This is a genomic window from Anaerosolibacter carboniphilus (genome assembly GCF_014205875.1).
Lineage (GTDB): Bacteria > Bacillota > Clostridia > Peptostreptococcales > Thermotaleaceae > Anaerosolibacter > Anaerosolibacter carboniphilus.
Genome location: NZ_JACHEN010000021.1, coordinates 26073 through 49489 on the forward strand (window position 1 = coordinate 26073; position 23417 = coordinate 49489).

The 23417-nt window shown below is 40.8% G+C and carries 20 protein-coding genes and 1 riboswitch; of the genes, 3 read left to right on the forward strand and 17 right to left on the reverse strand.

What is annotated here, in order from left to right:
- Window positions 1-128: 128 nt before the first annotated feature.
- The 13 genes from HNQ80_RS16150 to HNQ80_RS16210 form a co-directional block, all read right to left on the reverse strand.
- The gene (locus HNQ80_RS16150) at window positions 129-1553 is read right to left on the reverse strand and encodes a sigma-54 interaction domain-containing protein (RefSeq protein WP_184311703.1); all 1425 of its coding nucleotides are present in this window, start codon (window positions 1551-1553) and stop codon (window positions 129-131) included.
- Between the two features lie 285 nt (window positions 1554-1838).
- Window positions 1839-3977 carry a ribonucleoside triphosphate reductase gene (locus tag HNQ80_RS16155; RefSeq protein WP_184311704.1) on the reverse strand — a complete coding sequence of 713 codons (2139 nt, stop codon included), beginning with the start codon at window positions 3975-3977 and terminating at the stop codon, window positions 1839-1841.
- A gap of 214 nt (window positions 3978-4191) precedes the next feature.
- Window positions 4192-4824, reverse strand: coding sequence for an orotate phosphoribosyltransferase (gene pyrE, locus HNQ80_RS16160; protein ID WP_279289004.1), 633 nt, complete (start codon window positions 4822-4824; stop codon window positions 4192-4194).
- Window positions 4825-4930: 106 nt separating this feature from the next.
- Entirely contained in the window at window positions 4931-5863 is a 933-nt protein-coding gene (locus tag HNQ80_RS16165) for an ABC transporter permease (RefSeq protein WP_184311705.1), read from the reverse strand.
- The gene (locus tag HNQ80_RS16170) at window positions 5841-6950 is read right to left on the reverse strand and encodes an ABC transporter permease (RefSeq protein WP_330602907.1); all 1110 of its coding nucleotides are present in this window, start codon (window positions 6948-6950) and stop codon (window positions 5841-5843) included. The genes HNQ80_RS16165 and HNQ80_RS16170 overlap by 23 nt, the downstream gene beginning before the upstream one ends.
- 11 nt (window positions 6951-6961) lie before the next feature.
- Window positions 6962-8470 carry an ABC transporter ATP-binding protein gene (locus HNQ80_RS16175; RefSeq protein ID WP_184311706.1) on the reverse strand — a complete coding sequence of 503 codons (1509 nt, stop codon included), beginning with the start codon at window positions 8468-8470 and terminating at the stop codon, window positions 6962-6964.
- A gap of 70 nt (window positions 8471-8540) precedes the next feature.
- Window positions 8541-9653 (reverse strand): BMP family ABC transporter substrate-binding protein, encoded by a 1113-nt coding sequence (locus HNQ80_RS16180; RefSeq protein ID WP_184311707.1) that lies wholly within the window; start codon window positions 9651-9653, stop codon window positions 8541-8543.
- Window positions 9654-9685: 32 nt separating this feature from the next.
- A complete protein-coding gene (locus HNQ80_RS16185; protein ID WP_184311708.1) occupies window positions 9686-10255 on the reverse strand; it encodes a xanthine phosphoribosyltransferase in 570 nt (189 codons plus the stop codon).
- 146 nt (window positions 10256-10401) lie between these two features.
- Window positions 10402-10503, reverse strand: a riboswitch (purine riboswitch).
- A gap of 117 nt (window positions 10504-10620) precedes the next feature.
- Window positions 10621-12099, reverse strand: a complete 1479-nt coding sequence (locus HNQ80_RS16190) for a putative glycoside hydrolase (protein ID WP_207727046.1) — start codon at window positions 12097-12099, stop codon at window positions 10621-10623.
- 254 nt (window positions 12100-12353) lie between these two features.
- Window positions 12354-12539 (reverse strand): hypothetical protein, encoded by a 186-nt coding sequence (locus tag HNQ80_RS16195; protein WP_207727047.1) that lies wholly within the window; start codon window positions 12537-12539, stop codon window positions 12354-12356.
- A gap of 331 nt (window positions 12540-12870) precedes the next feature.
- The gene (locus HNQ80_RS16200; RefSeq protein ID WP_184311710.1) at window positions 12871-13023 is read right to left on the reverse strand and encodes a hypothetical protein; all 153 of its coding nucleotides are present in this window, start codon (window positions 13021-13023) and stop codon (window positions 12871-12873) included.
- A gap of 18 nt (window positions 13024-13041) precedes the next feature.
- Window positions 13042-14376 carry a helix-turn-helix domain-containing protein gene (locus HNQ80_RS16205; protein ID WP_184311711.1) on the reverse strand — a complete coding sequence of 445 codons (1335 nt, stop codon included), beginning with the start codon at window positions 14374-14376 and terminating at the stop codon, window positions 13042-13044.
- A 205-nt stretch (window positions 14377-14581) separates the two neighbouring features.
- Complete coding sequence (locus HNQ80_RS16210; RefSeq protein ID WP_330602908.1) at window positions 14582-15379, reverse strand: lipid II flippase Amj family protein; 798 nt, start codon at window positions 15377-15379, stop codon at window positions 14582-14584.
- Window positions 15380-15582: 203 nt separating this feature from the next.
- Here HNQ80_RS16210 and HNQ80_RS26000 point away from each other — a divergent pair, with 203 nt between their 5' ends.
- Window positions 15583-16002: a DUF5661 family protein gene (locus tag HNQ80_RS26000; protein ID WP_243183329.1), complete on the forward strand. Its 420-nt coding sequence runs from the start codon at window positions 15583-15585 to the stop codon at window positions 16000-16002.
- A gap of 46 nt (window positions 16003-16048) precedes the next feature.
- Here the strand turns inward: HNQ80_RS26000 and HNQ80_RS16220 are convergent, their stop codons facing one another.
- Together HNQ80_RS16220 and HNQ80_RS16225 are read right to left on the reverse strand one after the other, a co-directional pair.
- Window positions 16049-17437 carry a L,D-transpeptidase family protein gene (locus HNQ80_RS16220; RefSeq protein ID WP_184311712.1) on the reverse strand — a complete coding sequence of 463 codons (1389 nt, stop codon included), beginning with the start codon at window positions 17435-17437 and terminating at the stop codon, window positions 16049-16051.
- Between the two features lie 173 nt (window positions 17438-17610).
- Complete coding sequence (locus tag HNQ80_RS16225) at window positions 17611-18516, reverse strand: fumarylacetoacetate hydrolase family protein (protein ID WP_184311713.1); 906 nt, start codon at window positions 18514-18516, stop codon at window positions 17611-17613.
- A gap of 173 nt (window positions 18517-18689) precedes the next feature.
- On the opposite strand from HNQ80_RS16225, the gene HNQ80_RS16230 reads away from it, so the two are divergent.
- Together HNQ80_RS16230 and HNQ80_RS16235 are read left to right on the forward strand one after the other, a co-directional pair.
- Entirely contained in the window at window positions 18690-20324 is a 1635-nt protein-coding gene (locus tag HNQ80_RS16230) for an MBL fold metallo-hydrolase RNA specificity domain-containing protein (protein WP_184311714.1), read from the forward strand.
- 14 nt (window positions 20325-20338) lie between these two features.
- Window positions 20339-21181: a hypothetical protein gene (locus HNQ80_RS16235; RefSeq protein WP_184311715.1), complete on the forward strand. Its 843-nt coding sequence runs from the start codon at window positions 20339-20341 to the stop codon at window positions 21179-21181.
- Between the two features lie 41 nt (window positions 21182-21222).
- Here the strand turns inward: HNQ80_RS16235 and HNQ80_RS16240 are convergent, their stop codons facing one another.
- Window positions 21223-22824, reverse strand: coding sequence for a methyl-accepting chemotaxis protein (locus tag HNQ80_RS16240; protein ID WP_184311716.1), 1602 nt, complete (start codon window positions 22822-22824; stop codon window positions 21223-21225).
- A gap of 178 nt (window positions 22825-23002) precedes the next feature.
- Window positions 23003-23350 (reverse strand): hypothetical protein, encoded by a 348-nt coding sequence (locus tag HNQ80_RS16245; RefSeq protein ID WP_184311717.1) that lies wholly within the window; start codon window positions 23348-23350, stop codon window positions 23003-23005.
- Window positions 23351-23417 lie beyond the last annotated feature (67 nt).

Here is a 23417-nt window from a genome sequence, read left to right on the forward strand (position 1 = left end):
TCGTTTGGCATGGCTATTTATTGAGTTTTCAAGACTTTGCAGTTCACTTTTTTGCATTAAAATAAGGCGTCCCAAATTCAAGACGCCTTTTACATCAAATTTTCTACAATGTCCCATAATTGAGACATTTACTCTGCTATGACTTGCCAGCTTATATTATACTTCTTGATCTTGTTATGCAGTGTTTGCCTTGGTATATTTAGAATCCTTGCCGCCTTTGCGCAGTTGCCATTTGCTTTTTGAATCGCTTTTCCTATCAATGTGATTTCATATTGTTCCATTGCTTCGTACAAAGGAATGCCTCCTTCTTCAAAATACGCTTCAGGTTTTATATCTTGCGATATTTTATAAGAACAAGTTATATTGACAGGCACATCATCTTGTTCTATTATTTCTCCATCAATGAAATTCATGATGCTCTCAATACTATATTTCAACTCCCGTATATTTCCTGGCCAATCATAACGTTGAAACATTTGCAAGACTTCTGGAGCGGCGCTTTGAATATTTTTAAACAATTTATCATTGTATTGTTTTATAAAGTAATCTACCAATATAGGAATATCTTCTTTTCGCTCTCGTAAAGGAGGAATATTCAATGAAATCACATTTAGTCGGTAATACAGATCCTTCCTCAGTACTTTTTTCTCAACGATGGTCAATGGCTCCTCATTGGTAGATGCAATAATCCGAACATCTACCGTCGTTGTTTTTGTTCCTCCAATCCTTCTTACAACTCCATCCTGCAATACTCTCAACAGTTTTCCCTGTAATTCTATATCCATTGAATTCACTTCGTCTAAAAACAATGTTCCACCATCAGCCAATTCAAAAAGGCCAGGTTTATCTTTCGCTCCTGTAAAACTTCCTGACGAAGTGCCAAATAGTATGCTCTCCAATAAAGACTTGGGAAGGGCGGCGCAGTTTTGAGCAATAAAAGGTTTGTTCTTTCTCATTTTGCTAGCATTATGCAGTGCCTGTACAAATAATTCCTTACCTGTTCCCGTCTCCCCATAGATTAATATGGGAGAGCTGCTGTCTGCAATTTTTATAATCTTCTCCTTTAACCCCCTGATGGAATGGCTATTTCCTATGATATCTTTCATACTATAGACCGTCCCATTCCCTTTAAAGGATTTATCATTAGCCTCCCGCTTAAATAATTCCTTTTGCAGCGACATAATCTTTTCAGACAGTTCTTTGACTTGTGTTAGATCACGGTAGATCTCTAATGCGCCAACGATTTGATCATCTCTCATAAGTGGTATCGTTGATGTTAGGGTAGAAACCTTTTTCCCCTGAAAGTTCATATAGGTTTGCACAAAATCAATCACAGGTTCTCTTGTTCGTAATACTTGATAAAACGTGCTAGTTTCAAGGGTAAGATCAGGAAAAATATCCAGTATGTTTTTACCTATGGCTTCGTTCTCTGTGATACCAGCAATATCCGTTGCTGGTTCATTATAAAAGGTCACATTGGCTTGTGTGTCTACAACCAATATCCCCTCGTCTAAATTCTGTAAAATAGATTCTAAAAGATACTTATAGTCCATCAAATCACCCCTTATTAGTGTTTCGAGTATATATTTCTCATTAATCAGAAAAATCCTTCTTTATTCGATACAAATTTAGTGAGCATTGTGCCATTTATAATCTTATTTCATAGCTGCCCATGAAGACTCTTGCATTTCAGTTTTGTTCTTCTCTTCTTTAAAATAAGAAAAGGTATAGTCACAGTTCGACTATACCCTATACTTAAAAAACATATATCTTAATATATACACAATTAGAATTTAACAAAATAATCTAATAAGCTTTATATCCCATTTGCAACTTTATTATGAAACGCTTTCCATTTGGTATTCAATCTTATGACTTGCATCTAGCTTTAATGATTCTTCACAGGAGAACTCTTCCCGATCTTTAAACTCTTCTTGTTTCCCTCTATTCCATGATTGTACTGGTCTGTGGAAGCCCACTACCCTGGTCCATACCTCGGCTTCTCGGTCGCAGTGTGGACAGTTGAAATGTTCCCCGGCAATATAGCCATGTTCTGCACAAATAGAGAAGGTTGGCGTAATGGTCAAGTAGGGTAAGCTGCTGTTTTCAAAAACTCTCTTAATCAGCATCTTACAGGTTTCAATGCTCTCAATCTCCTCTCCGATAAAACCATGGAGAACAGTTCCGCCCGTATACAAAGACTGAAGCTTTTCTTGCTTCTCCAGCGCTTCAAAGATATCCCGTGTGTAATCCACTGGCAGTTGGGTAGAGTTTGTATAATAGGGCTCATCCTTACCCTGGGTAAAGATATTGGAGTACATCTTTTTATCCAATCTGGCAAATCGATAGGAAGCACCCTCCGCCGGAGACGCCTCTAGATTCCAAAGGCTGCCTGTTTCTTCCTGGAAGATTTGAATCACGCGATTCATGAATTCCATGATTTCTACGGCAAACTCATTCCCTTCCTCTGTCGTAATATCCACATCTAAAAGATTCACGCAGGCCTCATTCATACCATTTAGTCCGATAGTGGAGAAGTGATTCTTAAAGTATTCGCCCGTTGCATCCTTCACGCCTTGAAGATAATGTCTAGAATATGGATATAATCCTGCATCCATATATTGTTCCAATACACCACGCTTATTTTCACAGATTTCCTTGGCAATCTCCATCAATTCTCTAACCCTGCGTTTAAATTCCTCTACGGTTTTAGACACATAACCGATTCTCGCCATATTCAATGTAACCACATTGATAGATCCTGTCAGTGGATTGGCACCGAAAAGTCCGCCCCCACGTTTACGCAGCTCACGATTATCCAGTCTTAGTCGACAGCACATGGAGCGAATATCCTCTGGAGATAAATCTGAATTCATGAAGTTGGCAAAGTATGGTGTCCCGAATTTCCTCGTCATCTCCATTACATAATTTACCACTTCAGTATCCCATGGGAAATCATTGGTGATATTCACTGTAGGAATCGGGAAGCTGAAAGCTCTTCCTGCGCCATCCCCTTCCATCATAACTTCACAGAAGGCCTTATTGAACATATCCATTTCCTTCTGGAACTCCTTATAGGTCTTATCCATGGTCTTACCACCTATAATAACCCCTTGATTCCTTAACAACTGATGGGGTGCAATATCCAGGGTTATGTTCGTAAATGGCGTCTGGAAGCCTACCCTCGTAGGTACATTTAAGTTAAATACAAATCTCTGAATCGCCTTTTTCACTTGGGCATAATCTAGTTCATCGTAGTAGATAAACGGTGCTAAATATGTATCAATGCTGGATACCGCTTGGGCACCTGCTGATTCTCCTTGCAGGGTATATAGAAGGTTTACCAATTGTCCTAAAGCCGATTCAAAATGCTTTGGCGGCTTTGATTCGATTTTTCCTTTCGCCCCTTTGAATCCGTATCTCAGGAAGGACTCTAAGTCCCATCCACAGCAATAGGGGGCCAACAAACCAAGATCATGTATATGTAAATCGCCTCGAATATGGGCGTCTCTTAACTCTTTTCTATAAATCTTATGTAACCAATATTTCGTGGTGATACTCTCTACAATGTGATTGTTGAGCCCCTGTAGTGAAAAACCCATGTTGGCATTCTCATTGACTCTCCAATCCTCTAGATTTACATACTCCTCTACCATTTGCTCTGCATCCATAAAAAGATTTCTGACTTCGCGGATTTCTTCATGCTTCTTTCGGTATAAGATAAATGCCTTTGCTGTTCTGGCATGGCCTTCTTCAATCAATACCTTCTCCACAATATCTTGTATATCTTCTACCGATGGGATACTGGCAGCATGGGTTTCATTGACAATATCCATCACGGCCTTGGTTAATTTCTGAGCAACAATTTCATCTTTCCCACCTACAGATTTGGCAGCTGCAAAGATAGCATTCTTGATTTTACCACTGTCAAAATCGACAATTTCGCCGTTTCTCTTTTGAATCTTAGTAACGGACATGATACCCCTCCTCTTGTGACGCTTATTTCCTAACATACTACATATTGTATATTATGCACTATTCTGGACGAGTATGACAATAATCCTCTAGTACTAAATGTTTCGAATTTTGATATAATTCTACAAGAAGCTTTCACATCCTCTCCTATTCTTAAAATTCAAATTTTCGATTTTCCGAACAATAAATAAGGATGCACCTGAAGGTGCATCCTCTCTACTTACTAAATATATATGGATCTTTGCTCCATTTTTCCAGCAATTCCAACTCATGTTCCTGGATCATTCCCTTTTCCACTGCAATGGGCAAAAGGATTTGATAGCTGGTTAATGTATGATAGTTGATCTTTTCCATGGCAAAGGCTTCTTCCACCTGGGGAAAACCATAGGTAAAAATTGCCACAACCCCTAATACTTCCACTCCGGATTCTCTAAGGGCCTGGACAGTTTTCACAGAACTTCCACCTGTGGAAAGCAGATCCTCGATAACAATGGCTTTTTGGCCTTTTTCAATCTTACCCTCGATTTGATTTCCCTTTCCATGTCCCTTGGCACTGCTTCGCACATAGGCCATAGGTAAATTCATTTTTTGTGCAACCCAAGCAGCGTGGGGTATTCCTGCCGTAGCCGTACCTACTAGGATCTCCACTCCCGGATAATAGGTATGGATGAAATCTACAAATTCTTGGGCGATCATTTCTCTCACCGCGGGATACCCCATGGTCAGACGATTGTCACAATAGATCGGTGATTGTATTCCCGATGCCCATGTAAAAAGATTCTCAGGGTTTCTCACCGTTACGGCACCGATCTCCAAAAGCTTTTCTGCAATTTCCTTACACATATTCATTTTTTATTCCTCCTTGTTAGCCTCACTGGACTTCCTTTAAAGGCATTTTCATCCTATCTATCGTAACACAGCACTTAACCCTTGTCAATTCGTCAAAGCTAGCCTCTTATCGCTCTTCTCGATGGTAGGCGACGCCGAGACTGGCAGGCGCAGCTGTATGCTGGCTACCCTTTCTCGCCGAGATAAAAATCAACACACCGATGGTAAACAGATAAGGGATCATCTTCATCAAAAATGGTGAAGCTGTCATTCCCAAGGTCTGTACCCGATATCCAAGAATGTCTAGACCTCCGAAAATGTATGCACCCGCCATCGCCCGCAGGGGATGCCATAGGGCGAAAATAACCAGCGCCACAGCAATCCAGCCTCTTCCTGCTGTCATATTTTCTAACCAGGATGGGGCATAGGCTAAGGATAAATAGGCGCCTCCTATCCCCGCCAAAACACCTCCTAGAAATACATGGGTATATTGTATCTTTGTCACTTGAATACCCACTGCATCGGCAGCAGCAGGATTCTCCCCCACAGCCTTAAGCTTTAATCCCATATTGGTGTGATATAAATAAATCCAAATGATGATGGCAACGCCATAGCTTAAATAGATCAATAGATCCTGCTGGAAAAAAACCTCTCCAATAAAGGGAATCTTCTCCAATCCAGGAAACCCTGTTTTGCTAAATTTCACAGGTGCAGGAATACCGATAAGCTTCTTCCCGATAAAACTGCTTAATCCCGTTCCAAAGATGGTCAAAGCCAATCCACTTACCACTTGACTAGCCTTCAGCGTAATCGTAAGAAAGGCATGAACGAGGGCCAATGCGCCTCCGGCCAGCATGGCAGCCAAAATCCCTATCCAAGGATTTCCTGTCAGAACAGCTGCTTGAAAGCCGCAGACAGCTCCTACCAGCATCATTCCTTCTACTCCTAAATTTAAATTCCCTGATTTCTCACAAAGTATTTCTCCCAGAGAAGCATAAAGAATCGGTGTTCCTGCCGTAACCGCTGCAGTCAAAGTACTAATTACTACTTGATAATCCATGGACTCTGATCTCCTTTCCCTGGGTTTCTTTCTTGCGAATCGTCACCTTATACTGGGTAAAAAATTCCCCACCCAATATAAAGAAAAGAATCAAGCCTTGCAGCATGAGGGCTGTAGAGGCTGGCAAACCACTGGTCTGTACTGCATATCCTCCAACCAAAAGCCCTCCGAACAGAAAGGACACAACAATAGCGGCAATTGGATTCAATCTCGCCAACCATGCAATGATAATAGCGCTATATCCGTAACCTGGTGAAAAGTTGGACTGAAGACGATGGGTAATACCCGCAACTTCAGTCATCCCTGCGATCCCCGCGATTCCCCCACTGATACACAATGCCAAGATGATATTTCTGGTTACGCCTATCCCTGCATAACGAGCCGCCTCACTATTTTCCCCTGCTACGCGGATTTCATAACCCCATACGGTCTTATTGATCAATATATAAATGATACCCGCCAATAACAATCCTATAAGAATCCCCATATGGACCCTGGACTTCCCAAAGGTCGGCAGCACAGCTGCGTCACTAAAGGCTGGTGTAATGGGAAAGTTAAAGCTTTTAGGATCCTTCCATGGCCCAAATACAAGATAATCTACCCATAAAATGCCCACATAGTTCATCATAAGGGTGGTGATGGTCTCATTGGTTTTCCATAATGCTCTAGAAATGGCTGGTACCAATGCCCATAGAGCTCCTCCTATAAACCCTGCCATCAACATAAGGGGCAACAGCAAGTAAGATGGCAAATCTCCAAATTTCAATGCTACGCCGCTGGCGGCAATAGCGCCCACATATATCTGCCCTTCCCCACCTATATTCCAGAGTTTCATTCGGAATGCGATGGAGATGCCTAGGGCTGCCAGGAGCAACGGAATCATTTTTACAATGGTTTCGTTCACACCATAAGCAGAACCAAACGCACCCTCCATCATCGTCTGATAAATGGCTAGGGGTGGATGCCCTGTAAACGTAAGAAAGATCCCCCCTGTTACCAGTGCCAGGAGGATGCCCATTATCCGAATCCCAGTCAAAATATAGGGATTATCGATTACCTTTTTTTCTATTTGTATCATCGGAATCATCTCTTTTCCTCCTAACTTACCTTTCCATTGAGCATCATCTTGCCGATTTCCTCGATCGTTGTCTCCTCAGGCTTTGCCGATCCAGCCACTCTTCCGCCTTCCATCACGATGATACGATCTGATAAATCCATGATTTCATCCAAATCCTCGGAGATGAACAATATCGCACAACCCCTGTTCCTTTGCTCTAGCAGCAAATGGTATACCGCCTCGGTGGTAGCTACATCCAAACCTCTTACAGGATAGGCTGCGATCAACACTTTAGGTTCCTCTAAAATTTCTCTTCCTAAAAGAACTTTTTGGAGATTTCCTCCCGATAGTACACGAATCGCCCCATTGGGTTTAGAAGCCTTTATGTCAAATCGTTGAATCACCGCTGTAGCGTGTTCTTCCATTCTCTTTCTATCGATAAAAATTCCTTTGCGGAATTTCGACTTTCTATAATCCTTTAAAATTAAATTTTCAGCGATATTCATGTTTCCGATCAGTCCCATTCCCAGGCGATCTTCTGGTACATAGCTCAAGCCTAGATCAATGATATCGACTGCTGCTTTTCCCTGAATCTCTATTTCTTGAATCCGTATGGTTCCTTCATCGATGGCTCTCAGCCCTGCAATGGCCTCAGCCAGTTCTTTTTGACCGTTCCCTGATATCCCTGCGATCCCAAGAATTTCTCCCTTTTTCACCTGGAAGCTGGCTCCCTTTACCGCTATCATTCCCTTATCATTTTTCACTGTAATACCTTCAATTTCCAATACTGTTTCGTTATCCCTTCGGGGTTCCTTCTTTCTGGTTTTTCCTATGTGCTCACCCACCATCATTTCTGTCAACTGCTGCTCATTCACATCACTTTTTTGTACAGTCCCAATTTTTTTCCCCTTTCGGAGCACCGTAATTCTATCAGCAATTTCCATTACTTCCTGCATCTTATGGGTAATGATCACAACCCCGCACCCCTGCGCTGTCATCCTTTTTATGATCTGAAAGAGTTCCTTTGTTTCTTGAGGTGTTAATACAGCCGTAGGCTCATCCAGAATCAAAATATCCGCTCCCCGGTACAACGCTTTCAAAATTTCCACCCGCTGTTTTTCTCCCACAGACATATGGGCCACCGTATCTTTAGGATCGATGGTTAACCCGTAGCCTTGGGAAAATTGAAGGATCTTCTCATTTACTTTCTTTCGACTTAAAAACATCCCTTGGTTTATACCTAGTATAATATTCTCCGCTGCCGTTAGGTTTTCTACCAGCTTGAAGTGTTGATGGATCATGCCCACCTTATGGTTGATGGCATCCTTGGGAGATGAAAGCTCTGCTCTTTTCCCATGTAGGATGATTTCTCCTTCATCTTGGCGATATAGGCCTGCCAAGATGTTCATCAACGTGGATTTCCCTGCCCCATTTTCCCCCAATAACGCATGGACTTCCCCTGGCACCAGCTCAAAATCTATATGTTCATTTACAGCAATTCCTCCAAATCTCTTAACGATATTTTTCATCGAAACCAATAGCTCAGCCATCTTCTTCACCTCCAGTTGAAATTGGCACACAAGTTGTGCCTGTGTGCCATTTATGGATATACATCAATCTTTACTTAGGAATCGTTCCCTCTACACCTTCTACGAACCAATCGAAAGAAAGCATCTCTTCATCTGTCATTCTTTGTCCAGCATTTACCCGTACTGCCCCTGTCTGGTCTTTGATTTCACCCGTAAATACATCCCATGTTCCATCCAGGATTTCTTTTTGCTTTGCTTCTACCAAGGCTTTTGCCTCTGCATCCACCAAGTCTGTCATTGGTGCCAGTTGTGTAACCCCGTCCTTCATGCTGCCCCAATATTTCTCTGATTTCCATGTTCCCTCTTGCACTGCCTTCACTGTTTCCACATAATAAGGACCCCAATTCCATACAGGAGATGTCAGATATGCTTTTGGTGCAAACTGGCTCATGTCTGTGTTATATCCGATAGAGAAAGCGCCTTTTTCCTCTGCCGCTTGCTGTGGCCCTGGTGTATCTTGATGTTGTGCGATTACGTCAGCGCCTGCATCTAGTAAGCTTTTTGCTGCTTCTTTTTCTTTCGCTGGGTCATACCAAGTGTTGGTCCAAACTACCTTTACCACTGCGTCAGGATTCGCTTCTTTTACACCTAGGGCAAAGGCATTGATCCCTCTGATTACCTCAGGAATTGGAAAAGCTGCTACATAGCCAATCACGTTAGATTGTGTCTTTTTACCAGCTACAAGACCTGATAAGTATCTTGGCTGATACATTCTTCCGAAATAAGTACCCACATTCTCTGCTGTTTTGTAACCTGAACAATGGAGAAAAGTCACATCAGGATATTTCTTTGCAACGTTCTCTACATAATCCATATAGCCAAAACTAGTGGCGAAGATAACTTTGTTTCCCTTTTCAGCCAGCTCTGTCAACACTCTTTCTGCATCGGCACCTTCAGGCACAGACTCAACAAATGTTGTTTCCACATCTGGCATTTGAGATACAAGATACTCTCTTCCTTTGTCATGTGAAAATGACCAACCTGCATCTCCTACAGGACCTACATAGATAAACGCAACCTTCATCTTTTCATCTTTCTTTGCCTCTTCAGCTGGAGCCGCTGGTGCTGGCTTTGGCGTACATCCCGTAATCATCAGTACTCCAATCAGTGCAATGCAGACAATCCATAACAACCTCTTTTTCATTTTGCGCCCTCTCCTTTTCCTTGTTATAGTATTTATTTAAAAATAATCTCTTTTTCCTCCATCCTTTCCACGATGGCTAAGGATTCTACACGGATTCCCTGTCCCCGCAGGAGTTCTCCACCACTTTGGAAACCCTTTTCGATGACCGCCCCCACACCTACCAACTGAGCTCCGCTTTTTTTCACAATCTTTGCTAGCCCCAAGGCTGCATGTCCATAGGCAAGAAAATCATCAATGATGAGTACCCGATCTTCTTTATGGAGAAATTTCTTAGAGACTTTGATATCATAGGTAGTCCCTCGGGTAAAGGACTCCACTTGTTCCACGTATACTTCTGTATCCATGGTGGTTGCCTTTGTCTTCTTTGCAAATACCACCGGGACACCCAATACAGCCGCCGCGGTCAATGCTGGAGCAATACCAGAAGCCTCAATGGTCACCACCTTTGTAATTTTCTCATCTTGAAATCTATGGGCAAATTCTCTCCCAATCTCCATCATGAAACCCGCATCAATCTGGTGATTTAAAAAGGAATCTACCTTCAAAATGGAAGATGAGACAACTTCACCCTCTTGTCTAATTTTTTCTCTCAATGCCTCCATAGTCATCCTCCAACTATTGATATCTTTTCACTGCTCCTTAACTGAAAAAACAAAAAACCTAAGGTATTCCGTTTCCTCCCATGGTGAAAACGGTAAACCTTAGGTTTACATAGAAATAGCAAAACAGAACAAATATACTCTGCTATATCCGAACATTTTTCACTCATAGTCCTATAATTTACGGTTCTAGGGTAGAAACTTTTGGGCCATATTCCCAATATTATATGAGTTTTTATTTAGTTTAATAAACATATTGTATAGTCAGACTAGTTCCTTGTCAACCATATAATCTATTTTTTGTCGAAAATTTTCAAACATACTTTCTTAGACAATAAAAAAGGTGATGCTTTACATCACCCTTTTCATTATTTCTTGACGGCTTCCTCGGGATATTTATTTCCTGCATTCCAAAGCAAGTATTCATCTACACCATTTTCCTCTAATGCTCTGATTTGATCTACTACCTCTTTTGCATTATATTTGATATGGCCTTTTACCCATGGTGCAGTGAAGGCCTGAATCCATGGTCTGATGGTAGCAGGGGTCTGAATATTTTTATTCCGATTTATAGAATCCTTTGTACTGTGGTAGATGGTTTCATATGGATATGCATCAGGAACAGAAAGTCCATAGGTTCCATTGGCATAATGGCTTGGATACATCATCGGAGATACATAATCCACCACATTGCTTACAGCTTCCCAGTATTGTCCCAATGCCATATCATCAGCAACAGATCCCACCAAGCCGTAAATATCCGCAGAGATATATACTTGCAGCGGTGCTAACTGTTCCCTAGCAAATTTCAAATAGTTTTGAATCGTCTCAGGCTTTGATTCACCCTTTGTATTTCTATAATCCAATTCCTTGTCCAGCTTTCCACCATTGGAAGCCGGAAAACGTACATAGTCAAATTGGATCTCATTGAACCCTGCTTCGGCCGCTTCCTTAGAAACTTCAATATTATAATTCCATAAATCTTGGTCATGAGCTGATGCCCAGATTAGACCATCACTATTTGTAAATGGCTTACCAGTTGCACGGTAAACAATGGCACGATCCGTATGCTGCTTCGTATAGGTTGGGTCTTTGAAGGATACAATTCTTGCAATGGTATAGATATTATTATCCTTCAGCTTTTTCATCAATGCCTGAATATCCTTCACAGGGGCATTGGCATTAGCCTGTGGGCTATATTTCTCCGCTGCCTTTGTCTTAAACAGCATATGTCCATTATCATCCTTCACATCAATAACAAAAGTGTTGATTTGTGTTCTCTTTGACAATTCAATCAATTCATCCAATCTGTTGTTAGACGCTGAATAAAGAGTTAAATAAATTCCCTTTACCTTTACCCTTGGATTGTTTGGATATTCAAAGGTTTTCACTTGTGGCGCGTAATCCAGCTTCTTTAATTCTTCACTTAGAAGCTCCGTCCGATCCTTTACAGTAAAAGAAGCTGCAATCCACCCTGTAGCCTCACCTTTTACACCATCAAACCCAATCTTGTACCAATTTTCATTGCTCTCATCCGTCTTTTCTTCAATAATCTTAACAGCAGAACCTTTCATTAAGCTGTCCACGACTCCTGCATCCTTTTTTGCTTCCTCACGAACATTTAACTTGCTGGCACTGATATACACCACATTCTCATCCTGTGCGGGTGTTTCAGGCTGTACTGCTTCTTGCCCCTCCTTTGTTCCATCTGCGCTTTGTTCCTGGGTAGTTTGCCCTTTTCCAGCTTCATCTGCCTTAGACGTCGGTGCCACTTGCCTGCTGAAAGCAACAATACCTACAATGGCTAGTGCGACCATTACCACTAATAGAACTTTTTTCTTGTCCATTAAGCCACCTCATCCTTTTCCTTTTTAAATTCATTATATCATGGGATCTACAAAGACTCACTTCATTTCTCATATGAAAATTTTACTATATTTCTCTTCCTTTCCCTCTCCCCTCTGCACATCCCATGTCATAGAAATTGAAAACCTAATTTCCTCGATATCAAGAAAATATACACTTCCTAAGACGCATGTCATCGACAATTTGTTTCATCCATTTTCAAATTATGCAAAAAAATTAGCAGCTATTTTCGCTGCTATCCATGGTTTTCTTCTTTTAGATCATTTCTACCGTGCTCTTCTAGAAACCGCTTCTTATTCTTCACAAGCTTCTGGTACTCAGTCTCATCGATGATCCCCTGTTTTTTTAGATTGTCTATCATCTCAATGAACTGTACGCATAAGTCAATTAAATCCTTTTTCACTTTGTTCCCCGTATACATTCCCCATAACACCCTTTTTCTTATTGTATTGCATCTGAAATAACATAACAAAGCCCATAAATCTCTTCCCTTTATTCTTTTAATATATCGTGAAAACAGTTTTTTGTCAATATATTTCCAATTATCTGATTACACTCCACCTATTATTATTCAATATATTCAATTCTATAAAATAAAAAATTTACATATTTCACGCTCATTCTGGTCGATAATCCATTTATTTATACCCTTATAAGATTTTGCTAAACATAATATCTTGCCACTAGGTCTAAATAAAGAAAAAAGCTGCCGTTTTACCCGGCAGCAGATATTATTTTCGTTATATTTATTTCTATTCCTCTAAGCCAGTCGCATCACTGCTCCATGCCTTAGATGTTGTGTTTGGCTGAATGCCCCAAGATCTAGGATTCTCAGCATTCGATACCACACTGAACCCCATGTTCACCAAAAGCATCAACACAACTGCCACCAAAACCTTTTTCATACAGTCCACCCCTTTGTTTTATTTTAGATTTGCTAGGACTAAGTCCAGCAATTCTTTCGCCTTGTTTGTGTCTCTGTCCATATAATAGCTTGCTGCCTTCAAATAGATTCTTCTCAATTCATCATCATTCAAGACCCCAGGGTTTGCTTCACAAGCAATGCTGATTTCCCGTAACAATTGTTCGATGTATATTCCTTTGTCCTGGTTAATGTAGATAGTCAGCAGCCGCTCATAATTTTTCGCTTCCCAGCCCCTTTCCTGGGTATCCTTTGCCTTATACAAGGCTTTTAAATAGGCATTCTCTGCCAGGTCATAGTTACAGATACTGGCATAAATATCACCCAGGTCCATATACACATCACAGCAGTAGACGCTGTTGGTTTTCAATGCAACAGCGATGCCCTCATTCATGTAGTCGATAGCCTTCTCTGTCTGTCCATATTTGTGGTAAACGCGTCCAAGGTTTTCCAAGGCCAGCACCCTGCCTCCCTGGTCAGCATTTCTAATATCAATAATATCAAGTGCCTTTTCGTATTCTTTTTGTGCAGCTTCATACGCCCCCTGCTTAAAGTAACAATTTCCTTTTAGAATTAGAACGTCTGCTTTCTGTTCCACGCTTAAATCAGGAAATCTTCTTTCAAGTTCTTCTAAGCATTGCAGACTCTGTTCAACAGAACCGAGTTCTATGTGGGCCAGAGCATTGTTAAACAAAACTTTTTTCATGATGGCTCCATCTTCAATATTGCAAGTCTTCATAATTAATAAGGCATGATTATGTAGATTAATCACTTCTTTATAATTTCGTGAATCATATGCGCTCTTCCCCAACTTTGAGTAAAGTTTTACAACATTTAAATTATCATGAATCCGTATATAATTTTCTAAAGAAATCAGATAATGGATATAACTCTCATTATAGTGATACCCTCTGGCATAATAATCCCCTGAGATCTCATAAATTTGAGCTTTCTTCTCCGTAATATCCCATATTTGCAGTATTTCCTTTGCCTTATTCAGTTCCACTTCGAACTTCTCAATATCTGCGTGGAACATCTCCTGTAAATGTTCTACATATTTACCAAGAAGATGCTCGGCCTGTTCTAATTCGCTTCGCATGAGATATTCAGCAGTAAAATCTACAGATATCTTTCGTTCCCTTGCCAATCTCGTCAGGTTTTCTACAATGACCTCTGCCGTATCCTTCGTCAGCTTCGTCTTTCCCTGCTCGATATAGCTGATTAAATTTCTGCTGATCTTACCGTCCGCTGCATCCTGCTGGGTCGCATCTAGGTAGACTCGAAGTCTTTTCAATTTTTCACCTGGTGGTAAAATAGTATCTTCTAAAAAATACATGGGCTTTCCTCCTGATGCTTGACAAATCTGAACTTGAGCTTCTGCATCTTTCCGCAACTTTTTACAATATTCTGTATTCTTTTCTATATTCTATCAATTTTCGATTCGACTTGTCAATCATTATTTTTATTTTTTTTACTAATATTTTATTATCTCAATTCTTTGTATATGATAAATTAATTTTCATTTCCTGTAAAATTCTGTACTATCTATAGAAATATGCAATAAACCTTGCCCCAGGGAGCAGGAATAACTGTCCCAGCAAAGTGCCCAAAAACTTCGTTCCGATGAGCATAATCACCAATGCCTTTACATCTCCAAATTCGCGGCTCCCTCGATAGGCTTCATCGGTAATGATGGCTGCCTTTGGATCAATAAATAAGGTAAGTAAAATACTTGCTACCCCATTGATCATACCCGAGGATGCCGATGCTGCCAATCGGTTTTCAGGCACATAGATGGCGGAATAGTATGCCGCCAATACACCTATGCTATAAATTCCTGTAATCAAGGCATTAAGCAGCAGCAGCCTCTTGGGTATATTCTTGAAACGTAAGCCCTCCACCATGCCTCGCGTAGGTTTTGTAGCACTTCTGGCAATTCGCCCCATATTTCCTCTGCTTAAGGCATGGATCACCAGCCCTGGAATAGACCCAGTCTCCTCTAGTTTTGCAACGGCTTTCCCGAACAGCTTCAAGAATGTTGGAATAAAGAGAATACCCAACAACGTTCCCAGTGTTGTAGCCAGGATTACCTTTCTCACTTCTTGGATAGGATCATAATTCATTTGAATGCTCTGATCAATCATCAGTCCAATCAAAGGCCCTTGAAGCATATTGGCAGTTCTTGATAATAGTACGATAAGATTAAACAGCGAAGTAGAAAGGGCAAAATTTCCGCTCCGCACGGAATTAAGTCGTACCGAATAGGAGAGGGTATCAATAAAATGAATAATTACCGTCAATACAACCAATTTCCATGATAAAGACGCCATGAACGCCATAAGAATCTCCTTATTCCCCCACCCCGTTAAGGGCTTTTTTTACTCTCAAAGCAATAGTAACATGTATTGATTCTGAAATAAATCCTAAGAAATACCCTTTTACCATAAATTTTATCCCAATGGAGTCCCATTTTAAACATGAACAAATAAGATACCTCAGCATAGTATGGAATTGAAGATAAGATATCTATGGGGGTTTTGTTATGTATTCCAATATTTGTCCATTTTGCGAAGTCAATCAAAAGCCTATGTGCTATTACTATATGATGAACCGAAATCAAATGCTTTACCGTTCCGAAGCATATTATGATTCTTCTTATGCACGGACAGACTCAGGAATTCCTACTCACACAAGTAAAAAGGGCTTTACAATAGAAGAAGCCCGTCAGATTGCAGCAGTTTTGGGCATAGATTTTACAAAATTTGATGTGGAACAATTTAGGATGGGGCTGGATGTGGAATTAGAACATGGTAGAATCGATCCCCGTACAAACGTCACTGGTGATGATCCTATCCTTACTGGAAAGATCGCCTTGGCCCACCTCAACGAATTTCCAGACTACTATACACGCCTTGCCAAAATGGAAGCTGAAGGAAAAGTCTACTGGGGCATTACCGATTGATCGCTGACAATGCAAAAGGATCTTAACCAGATCCTTTTGCATTTATTTATTCTATGACAATAACAGCACTGCTGCCAATCTTCACCCAATTGTACAAAAACTCTGCATGACTTGTATAATTTCTTACACATTTATGGGATCTGGGCACTGTACCCAGAGTAAAAAGATATTCTTTATGCCCTGGATCCACAAGCTTGCCATCTTTTTTCCCATAATCCACAGGAATTCCGTGGATGTAGGCTCCACCCGTAAACCTGACTGCATAAGGGGCATAGCCTGCAATTTCCCGCGTAACATCATCCAAATATAGAAACTTTGTTTTCTTTTCAATAGCCATATAATAGCCTAGGGGTGTTTCAAACTTATATTTTTCCTTTGCACCTGTGGTTGCAAGGGTATAAGACACCAGTGTCCATTGCCCATCCTTAAATTCAAATACGCCTTGGTTCTGATTTTTTCTATCCACCACGATGACCTGTTTTAGCTGCTCTAAAGAATTCTTAAATGAAACATATTTTTTAGGAACATAATACGCTCCTTCGAAGTTTAGGGTTGTGATCTTATAAAACCTTTGATCCTCTTCGAGGACAGTGACGATGGCCCCATCAGAAATATACCGAAACTCCCCACTGGTGCTAGGCGTCACATAGGCTGGCGCACTTTGATATCGCAAGGTTCCATAGGCATCCTCCTCTTTTCCTTGATAGGCAGGGGCAGTACCATTTCGATTCTTATAATTGGAAATGAAGGCTGTCGTATGATTTTCTACTTCCTGCTTAAGCAAATTCACCTCTTGCTCCATCTTTTCAAATTGAAATTCCCTAGGCTCGCCGAGAGCCCCAAATACATAACCTTGCTTAATTTCTTCTCCATCTTTCCAATAGACCTTATACCATAGATCCGATTGATATTTTTTTAGATATTCGCCCTTTACCGCCTCAGTAAGATTTAATTTCTCGTAAGTAACAGCTTTTCTTAACACTTTTCCGCTGGTATTGGGATGTTCACGGATGTTGATGCTAGCACCCCATACCAGAAAATAATTATAAGCCATGGGATAACGATCATAAGCAAGGTCCATACGAATACTCGCAGGCAACTGGGTTTCAAATGTTCTTACGGTAGCATATAGAGATGCTGCATTTGCTTGCTGCTCTATCGTCCCTTGGGGCAGCAATTGGGATTCCTCTATCTTATTCTGGGTTTCTGCCTGATCGGTAATGTTCTCATCCTGTTGAAGATCGATATCATTAATATCTTCTTCCACATCATTGGGATCTGATATATCGTTCTCCCCTTGATTTTCTGGATTTGTCAAAGGTTCTACTTGTACAACAGGAGGTGGCTCCACGGGATCCGCATTACTGATCACCATTTCTATTTGACAACCTGTTAGTACAAGCATTAGAATCACTATCCATATACTTTTCTTCATTCACTACACCTCCTAAATAACTTGTCTACTAGAAGTTTATTCTATTGATACCCAAAATATGATCTCCCTACCCCTTTCCTCCTATTCATTTTCGTCCATAATATCCTTAATATTCATAAATACTTATTTCTTTCCATAAAAAAAGCGCCTAAGGGCGCTTTTTTATCATATTACTATTTTACTTGATTCGTTAACGTTCCTAGCTTTTCAATGCTGCACGTTACAACATCCCCAGGGTTCAAGAATTTGAAAGGCTTGAAACCCATCCCTACACCAGCAGGCGTACCGGTAGCAATAATATCCCCTGGTTTTAGGGTCATCCCCTTGGATAGGTCATGGATAATCTGGGGAATATCAAAGATGAGATTCCGTGTGTTGGAATGCTGCCGCAGCTCTCCATTCACATGGCAGGCGATCTCCAGCTCCACAGGAAAAGGAATCTGGCTTTTATGTACCAAATAAGGCCCCATAGGGCAGAATGTATCCAGGCTTTTTCCCTTATGCCATTGCCCGTGTAGTTTCTGCAGTCCTCTCTCACTGACATCATTGAGGATCGTATAACCAAAAATATATTCTTCTGCTGCCTCAACAGGAATATTTTTCCCCTCTTTGCCTATAACAACTGCCAGCTCCACCTCATAATCCAATTTTTGAGCAATGCCTGGATGACTGTCGATAAAGTCTCCATCTGCAATGGCAGGGGCAGCCACCTTGCTGAAGTAGATCGGTGCTTTGGGAATCTCCTCTTGATCCCCGAGAACTGTTCCAACTTCCTTGGCATGATCCAAATAATTTTTCCCTAGACAAAAAATGTTTCTTCGAGGGTACGGAATCGGCGCCTTAATTTTTACTTCACTACACGCTATTCCCTCATTTAGAAAAGCTTCTTGACCAGCCCATCCTTCCATCTTTTTCCCTAATTCCACTGTAAAAATATCTATCAGTTCAAGCATTGTTTTTGGATAGCTAGTGATTTCTTCTTTTTCAAAAAATCGATCTATCGAGATGATTTTGCCCTGTTGGGGATCACACAAACCCACCTTTTCCTCTTTTCCTACTTCATAGGTTACAAAATACATATTCATTGCTCCTTTCTATATTCTACTTTATAGTTTTTTCGATGAAACTTACCCTAATTCCTTTTTCTATGGAGGAATTGTTCATAATATTATGGAATATTATGAATAATTGATTATATCCTCCCTTTTCTGGGGTATAGATTTGATAAACATAAGACAAAGGAGCGGATTCTATGAAGATAAGTTTTTTAGGTGCTGCACAGATGGTTACGGGTTCTAATTATCTCATTACCACAGATACTTATAAAATTTTATTAGACTGCGGACAATTTCAAGGTGGTAAAGAAACAGAGAAGCTTAATGCCTTGCCCTTTCCTTTTAGTCCTTCTGAAATTGATTTTTTGATACTAAGTCATGCCCATATTGACCATAGCGGTAGAATTCCGAAGCTTGCTAAAGAAGGCTTTCGGGGTAAAATCATTTGTACACGGGCCACAGCAGACCTGGCAAGCATACTTTTAAAGGATAGTGGTCACATCCATGAGATGGAGGCCGTATGGGAAAACAGGAAGCGGCTGCGGGCCGGATTGGATCCTGTGGAGCCGTTATACCGGGTAGAGGATGCAGAAAACAGTCTCCAGTTTTTGAATCCGATCCTTTATGATCAAAAAATAGATTTAACAGATTCTATCAGCCTTCGCTTTCAAGATGCAGGACACATTCTTGGCTCCTCCATTGTAGAGCTGTGGATTCGAGAGGAAAATCAAGAAACAAAACTTGTCTTTTCAGGAGACTTGGGTTCTAAGGATAGACCTTTGCTTCGAAACCCATCCCTTATTGAAGATGCTGATTATTTGATCTTAGAATCCACCTATGGCAATCGACTTCATGAGGAGCCAGAAAAGAGAGTTTTCAAGCTTATGGATATCATCTCCAAAACCATCGCCAGAGGCGGCACGGTAATCATCCCCTCCTTCGCTGTAGGCAGAACCCAGGAATTGATTTACGAATTAAACAAATACTATGATCACAAAGAGATGATCCAAGATCTTTTAAAAGTTCCCGTTTATGTAGACAGTCCTATGGCGACCTCTGCAACGGAGATTTTTAGAAAGCATGCAGACTGCTTTGATGAAGAAACCCGGGGATACATTCTAAGCGGAGATAACCCCCTGGATTTCCACAATCTTCGATTTACCAAAACTGCTGAAGAATCTCGGTTGTTAAATGCTTCTGAAGAGCCGAAAATCATCATATCCGCCAGTGGCATGTGCGAAGCTGGCAGAATCAAACATCACCTTAAGCATCATCTATGGAAGAAAAACTCCAGTGTTATCTTTGTCGGTTACCAAGCCGAAGGCACTTTGGGCCGTTCTATCAAGGACGGTGCAGAAAATGTAAAAATCTTTGGCGAGAAAATTCAGATTCGGGCTGAAATCCATAGCATTGAGGGCTTCTCAGGCCATGCAGATCAAAGCGAGCTGCTGGATTGGCTTCGAAGCTTTAAAAAGCCTCCGAAGAAGATTTTCATTGTCCATGGCGAGCCAGATGCATCCACCCATTTTGCCCATATGATTCGCGATACATTTGACATAGAAACTGTGGTACCAAAACTTTATGAAAGCTTTGAATTGAATGAATACGGTGTGGATCTTTCCAAGTCTATTCCCAAGATCATTCCTGGTCAAGCTGGTGAACTTGACGCTAGTGCACAGAATATGCTGCGTGATTTGAATGTTGCCATTGATCGCATTCACATGCTATTAAGTACCGATTTATCCGCAAAAGATTATCAAATACTAAAAAATAAGCTGATTCAGTTGGAAAAGGATGTTATCGACCTCAATATGCTCTTAGGTGATAAGTAAGAAAGGAAGAAATAATGAAAAAAAGGTGGTTTCTTTCTCTTTTAATCTCATTTGTACTCCTGTTCTATTTGGGAAAGCTTCCATTTTTCTACACCCTTAGAAGCTATATTTTGATGCCTATTTACGACCTTGGTATAGTAAAAAGCAGTACACTCCATCAAAAAGGTATTCGTTTTTACATCCCTGATGGAAGTCAAACTCCGGAAAGGGATTGGTATCCCTACATGCTCCATCACAATGGGAGTGAGGCCTTTTCCCAATATATCGGGAAAAAGGTCTCACTTGATATCTTATATGATTTTGGGCACTTTGACTTTTGGAAAGGTAGTTCTTCCTTCTATGATTTGGATTCACCCTACTGTGGCGCTTTTTATGGGGGATATGCCGTCTTTACCCACGATTCCCACTGGATGTATGGTTTTGACCAAGAAGGTACCCCCATGATGGATGAACTTTCACAGGTTCCAAGCTTTGACCAAACCCATTTGGTATTGCCTTCTGTAGGCTTATCCTCTGATCAGGTGACCTTTCGCTATCAAGTCAAGGATGTGCAGTACAATCAATCCTATATGGGCTATAATGGGTGGGTTAAAATTGATGCAGATATTGAAACCAACGCTCCCATCCATCAAAGGGACCATGTCAACTACCCGGGTTATTATCAGTATGGTCTGCCTCATCCCCCTTGGTTTCCCGGGGTAAACTATCCTGTCATCATTTTAAAGGGACGTACTTACGTACGCTATTTTGCAGAATATGGCGGAACTTTTTTTCTATATGTGATGGCACAGGATGAGAATACTTTAAACAAATGTGACCAGCAGCTCCTTTCTGCAGCCTCTATTACCAGTAAATAAGCCCCCAAGCATCAAGCCTAGGAGCTTATTTTTTTATTCATCTACAATTTAAAGATTTTAATCTTGTCTGATAAATCGCCTACCATGGTGTTCATTTCCTGAATCGCAGAGGCGATTTCCTCCATAGATGCTGTCTGGTCCTCGGCTGAAGCGCTGATTTCTTGGGTTGCCGCAGCTGTCTGTTGGGATACAGACGAAATATTTTCGATGGCACTTAATACACTGTTCTTTGCTCCATCGATGGACTGTATATCCTGGTCCAATAGATGGATTTGACTAACGACCTCATCGGTTGAGCTTTTGATGCTGTCAAATACTATTTTGGTTTGCCCTAATGAAACATTGGCATTTTCAATAATTACCCTCGTTCCATCAATGGTTTCATTGGTATTTGTAATCACTTCCACAATTGCTCCGATGATATTTTGAATCTCTCCTGTTGCCTTTGCTGACTGTTCAGCCAACTTCCTGATTTCATCGGCTACAACAGCAAATCCCCTCCCTTGTTCCCCGGCACGTGCTGCTTCGATGGCCGCATTGAGGGCTAATAAATTCGTCTGATCTGCAATGGAACGAATGGTCTCTATAATGATTCCAATGGACTTGGACTTTTCTGCCAACTCACCTACACTGGCTGCCACATCCATCGAAGCATTGGTATTTTCATGGAATCTGCTTTCCAATTCTTGAATAGTCCTCAATCCCATTTCATTCTTTTCTCTCATTTCTATTGTGTTTTCTACAGTTTTATTGAGTTTGTCTGTAGCAGCTGCAATCATGTGGGCCAGATCGTTTGTAATTTCCAAGCAATCTCCCGTTTCGGCAGCTTGGCTGCTTGCTCCTGAAGCTATTTCTTCAACCGTCTTCGAAACCTCCACCGTAGAAGCGCTTACTTCTTCTGTCGAGGCAGCAATCAACTCCGAAGCTTCCTCTAGCTTGATGGTGATTTCCTTTGCATTGCTAACCAGTTGCTTAATGCTTTCAATCATCTTGTTAAAGCTTTGAGATAATTGTCCGATTTCATCTTTTGATTGTATGTCCACCCTTACGCCAAGATGCCCTTCTCCTGCTTGTCCCATAACATTTACCAATTGATTTAATGGCTTAATCGCCAAACGATGAATCACCAAGGTAATTACCACAGCTGAAAGCAATATTGCGCCTGCTAAAATCAACAACATTTGTAGCCTTAGCGCATTCAGTGGCCGAACAAATTCATCTATAGGAACAGCAATCACAGCAATATGTCCATTTACTTCTTGAAAAACTGTATATCTCTCCGCCTCTTTAAAAACATAGTTGAGGCTGCCATTTTTTTTAGTTAAAATTTCTTTACCCCATTCGTAATCATTGAGGTTAAGCCCTACAGTGCTTTTGTCAGGGTGAACGATGATAATTCCCTTTTCATCTACAATATAAGGATATCCTAGCTTCCCTACCTTCATTGTATCTACGATGTCCTCTATGTCTACCTTATGTTTTTCCTGCATCATCACTACAGTCTTCAATTCGTTGGCTGTCTGTGTATAGAGTTGATTCATAATAAGGTTTTTCGCATTGAGATAATTGCTGATCCCTAAAGTCCCAATACCTATCATCATGATCAAAAGTATTGGTAGTAAAATCTTATTCCGTAACTTCATATACTTGTCCCCCTTTTTTGTCCTAAAAATAATGAATGCTTTGCGAGTCTCTTCTTTATCAGAAAAATACACTCATTCTATTTTACCTTTGATTCTTACTCATTTGTCAATCTTCCTGCATTATATATTCCCTCTAAATTTACCTTAAAACATTCCTCATATACTTTTTCCCCATGCATTAATTGGAAAAAATGTTCTTTAGCTTCATTTTGATATAATCATCAATAGCTTTCTCAATCTCTTGATTAAGGTTTTGTTTCTTTTCACCGATGACGTCTTCCATAGTTTTTCTCACCTCTCCAAGGATTTCCGCCTTTCGAGCATTTATCATTTGATCGAGTTCCTTCTCTACCTCTTCCCTTAACTCCACGATGATTACATCTTTCTGCTCAATGATAATTTCTTTTACCAAAGCTCCAGAATCATGCTTTAGTTTATATTGAAGGACTCCCAGGGTTGTCAATGAACCAGCAATCCCTCCCAGCAAAGCCCCAATGATCAGATATATAAACATTCGATTCCTCATAAAATCGCCTCCCTTTATGTCAATATATCCTAACTCCCTACTCAATATTACAGTAGACCTATTTTCT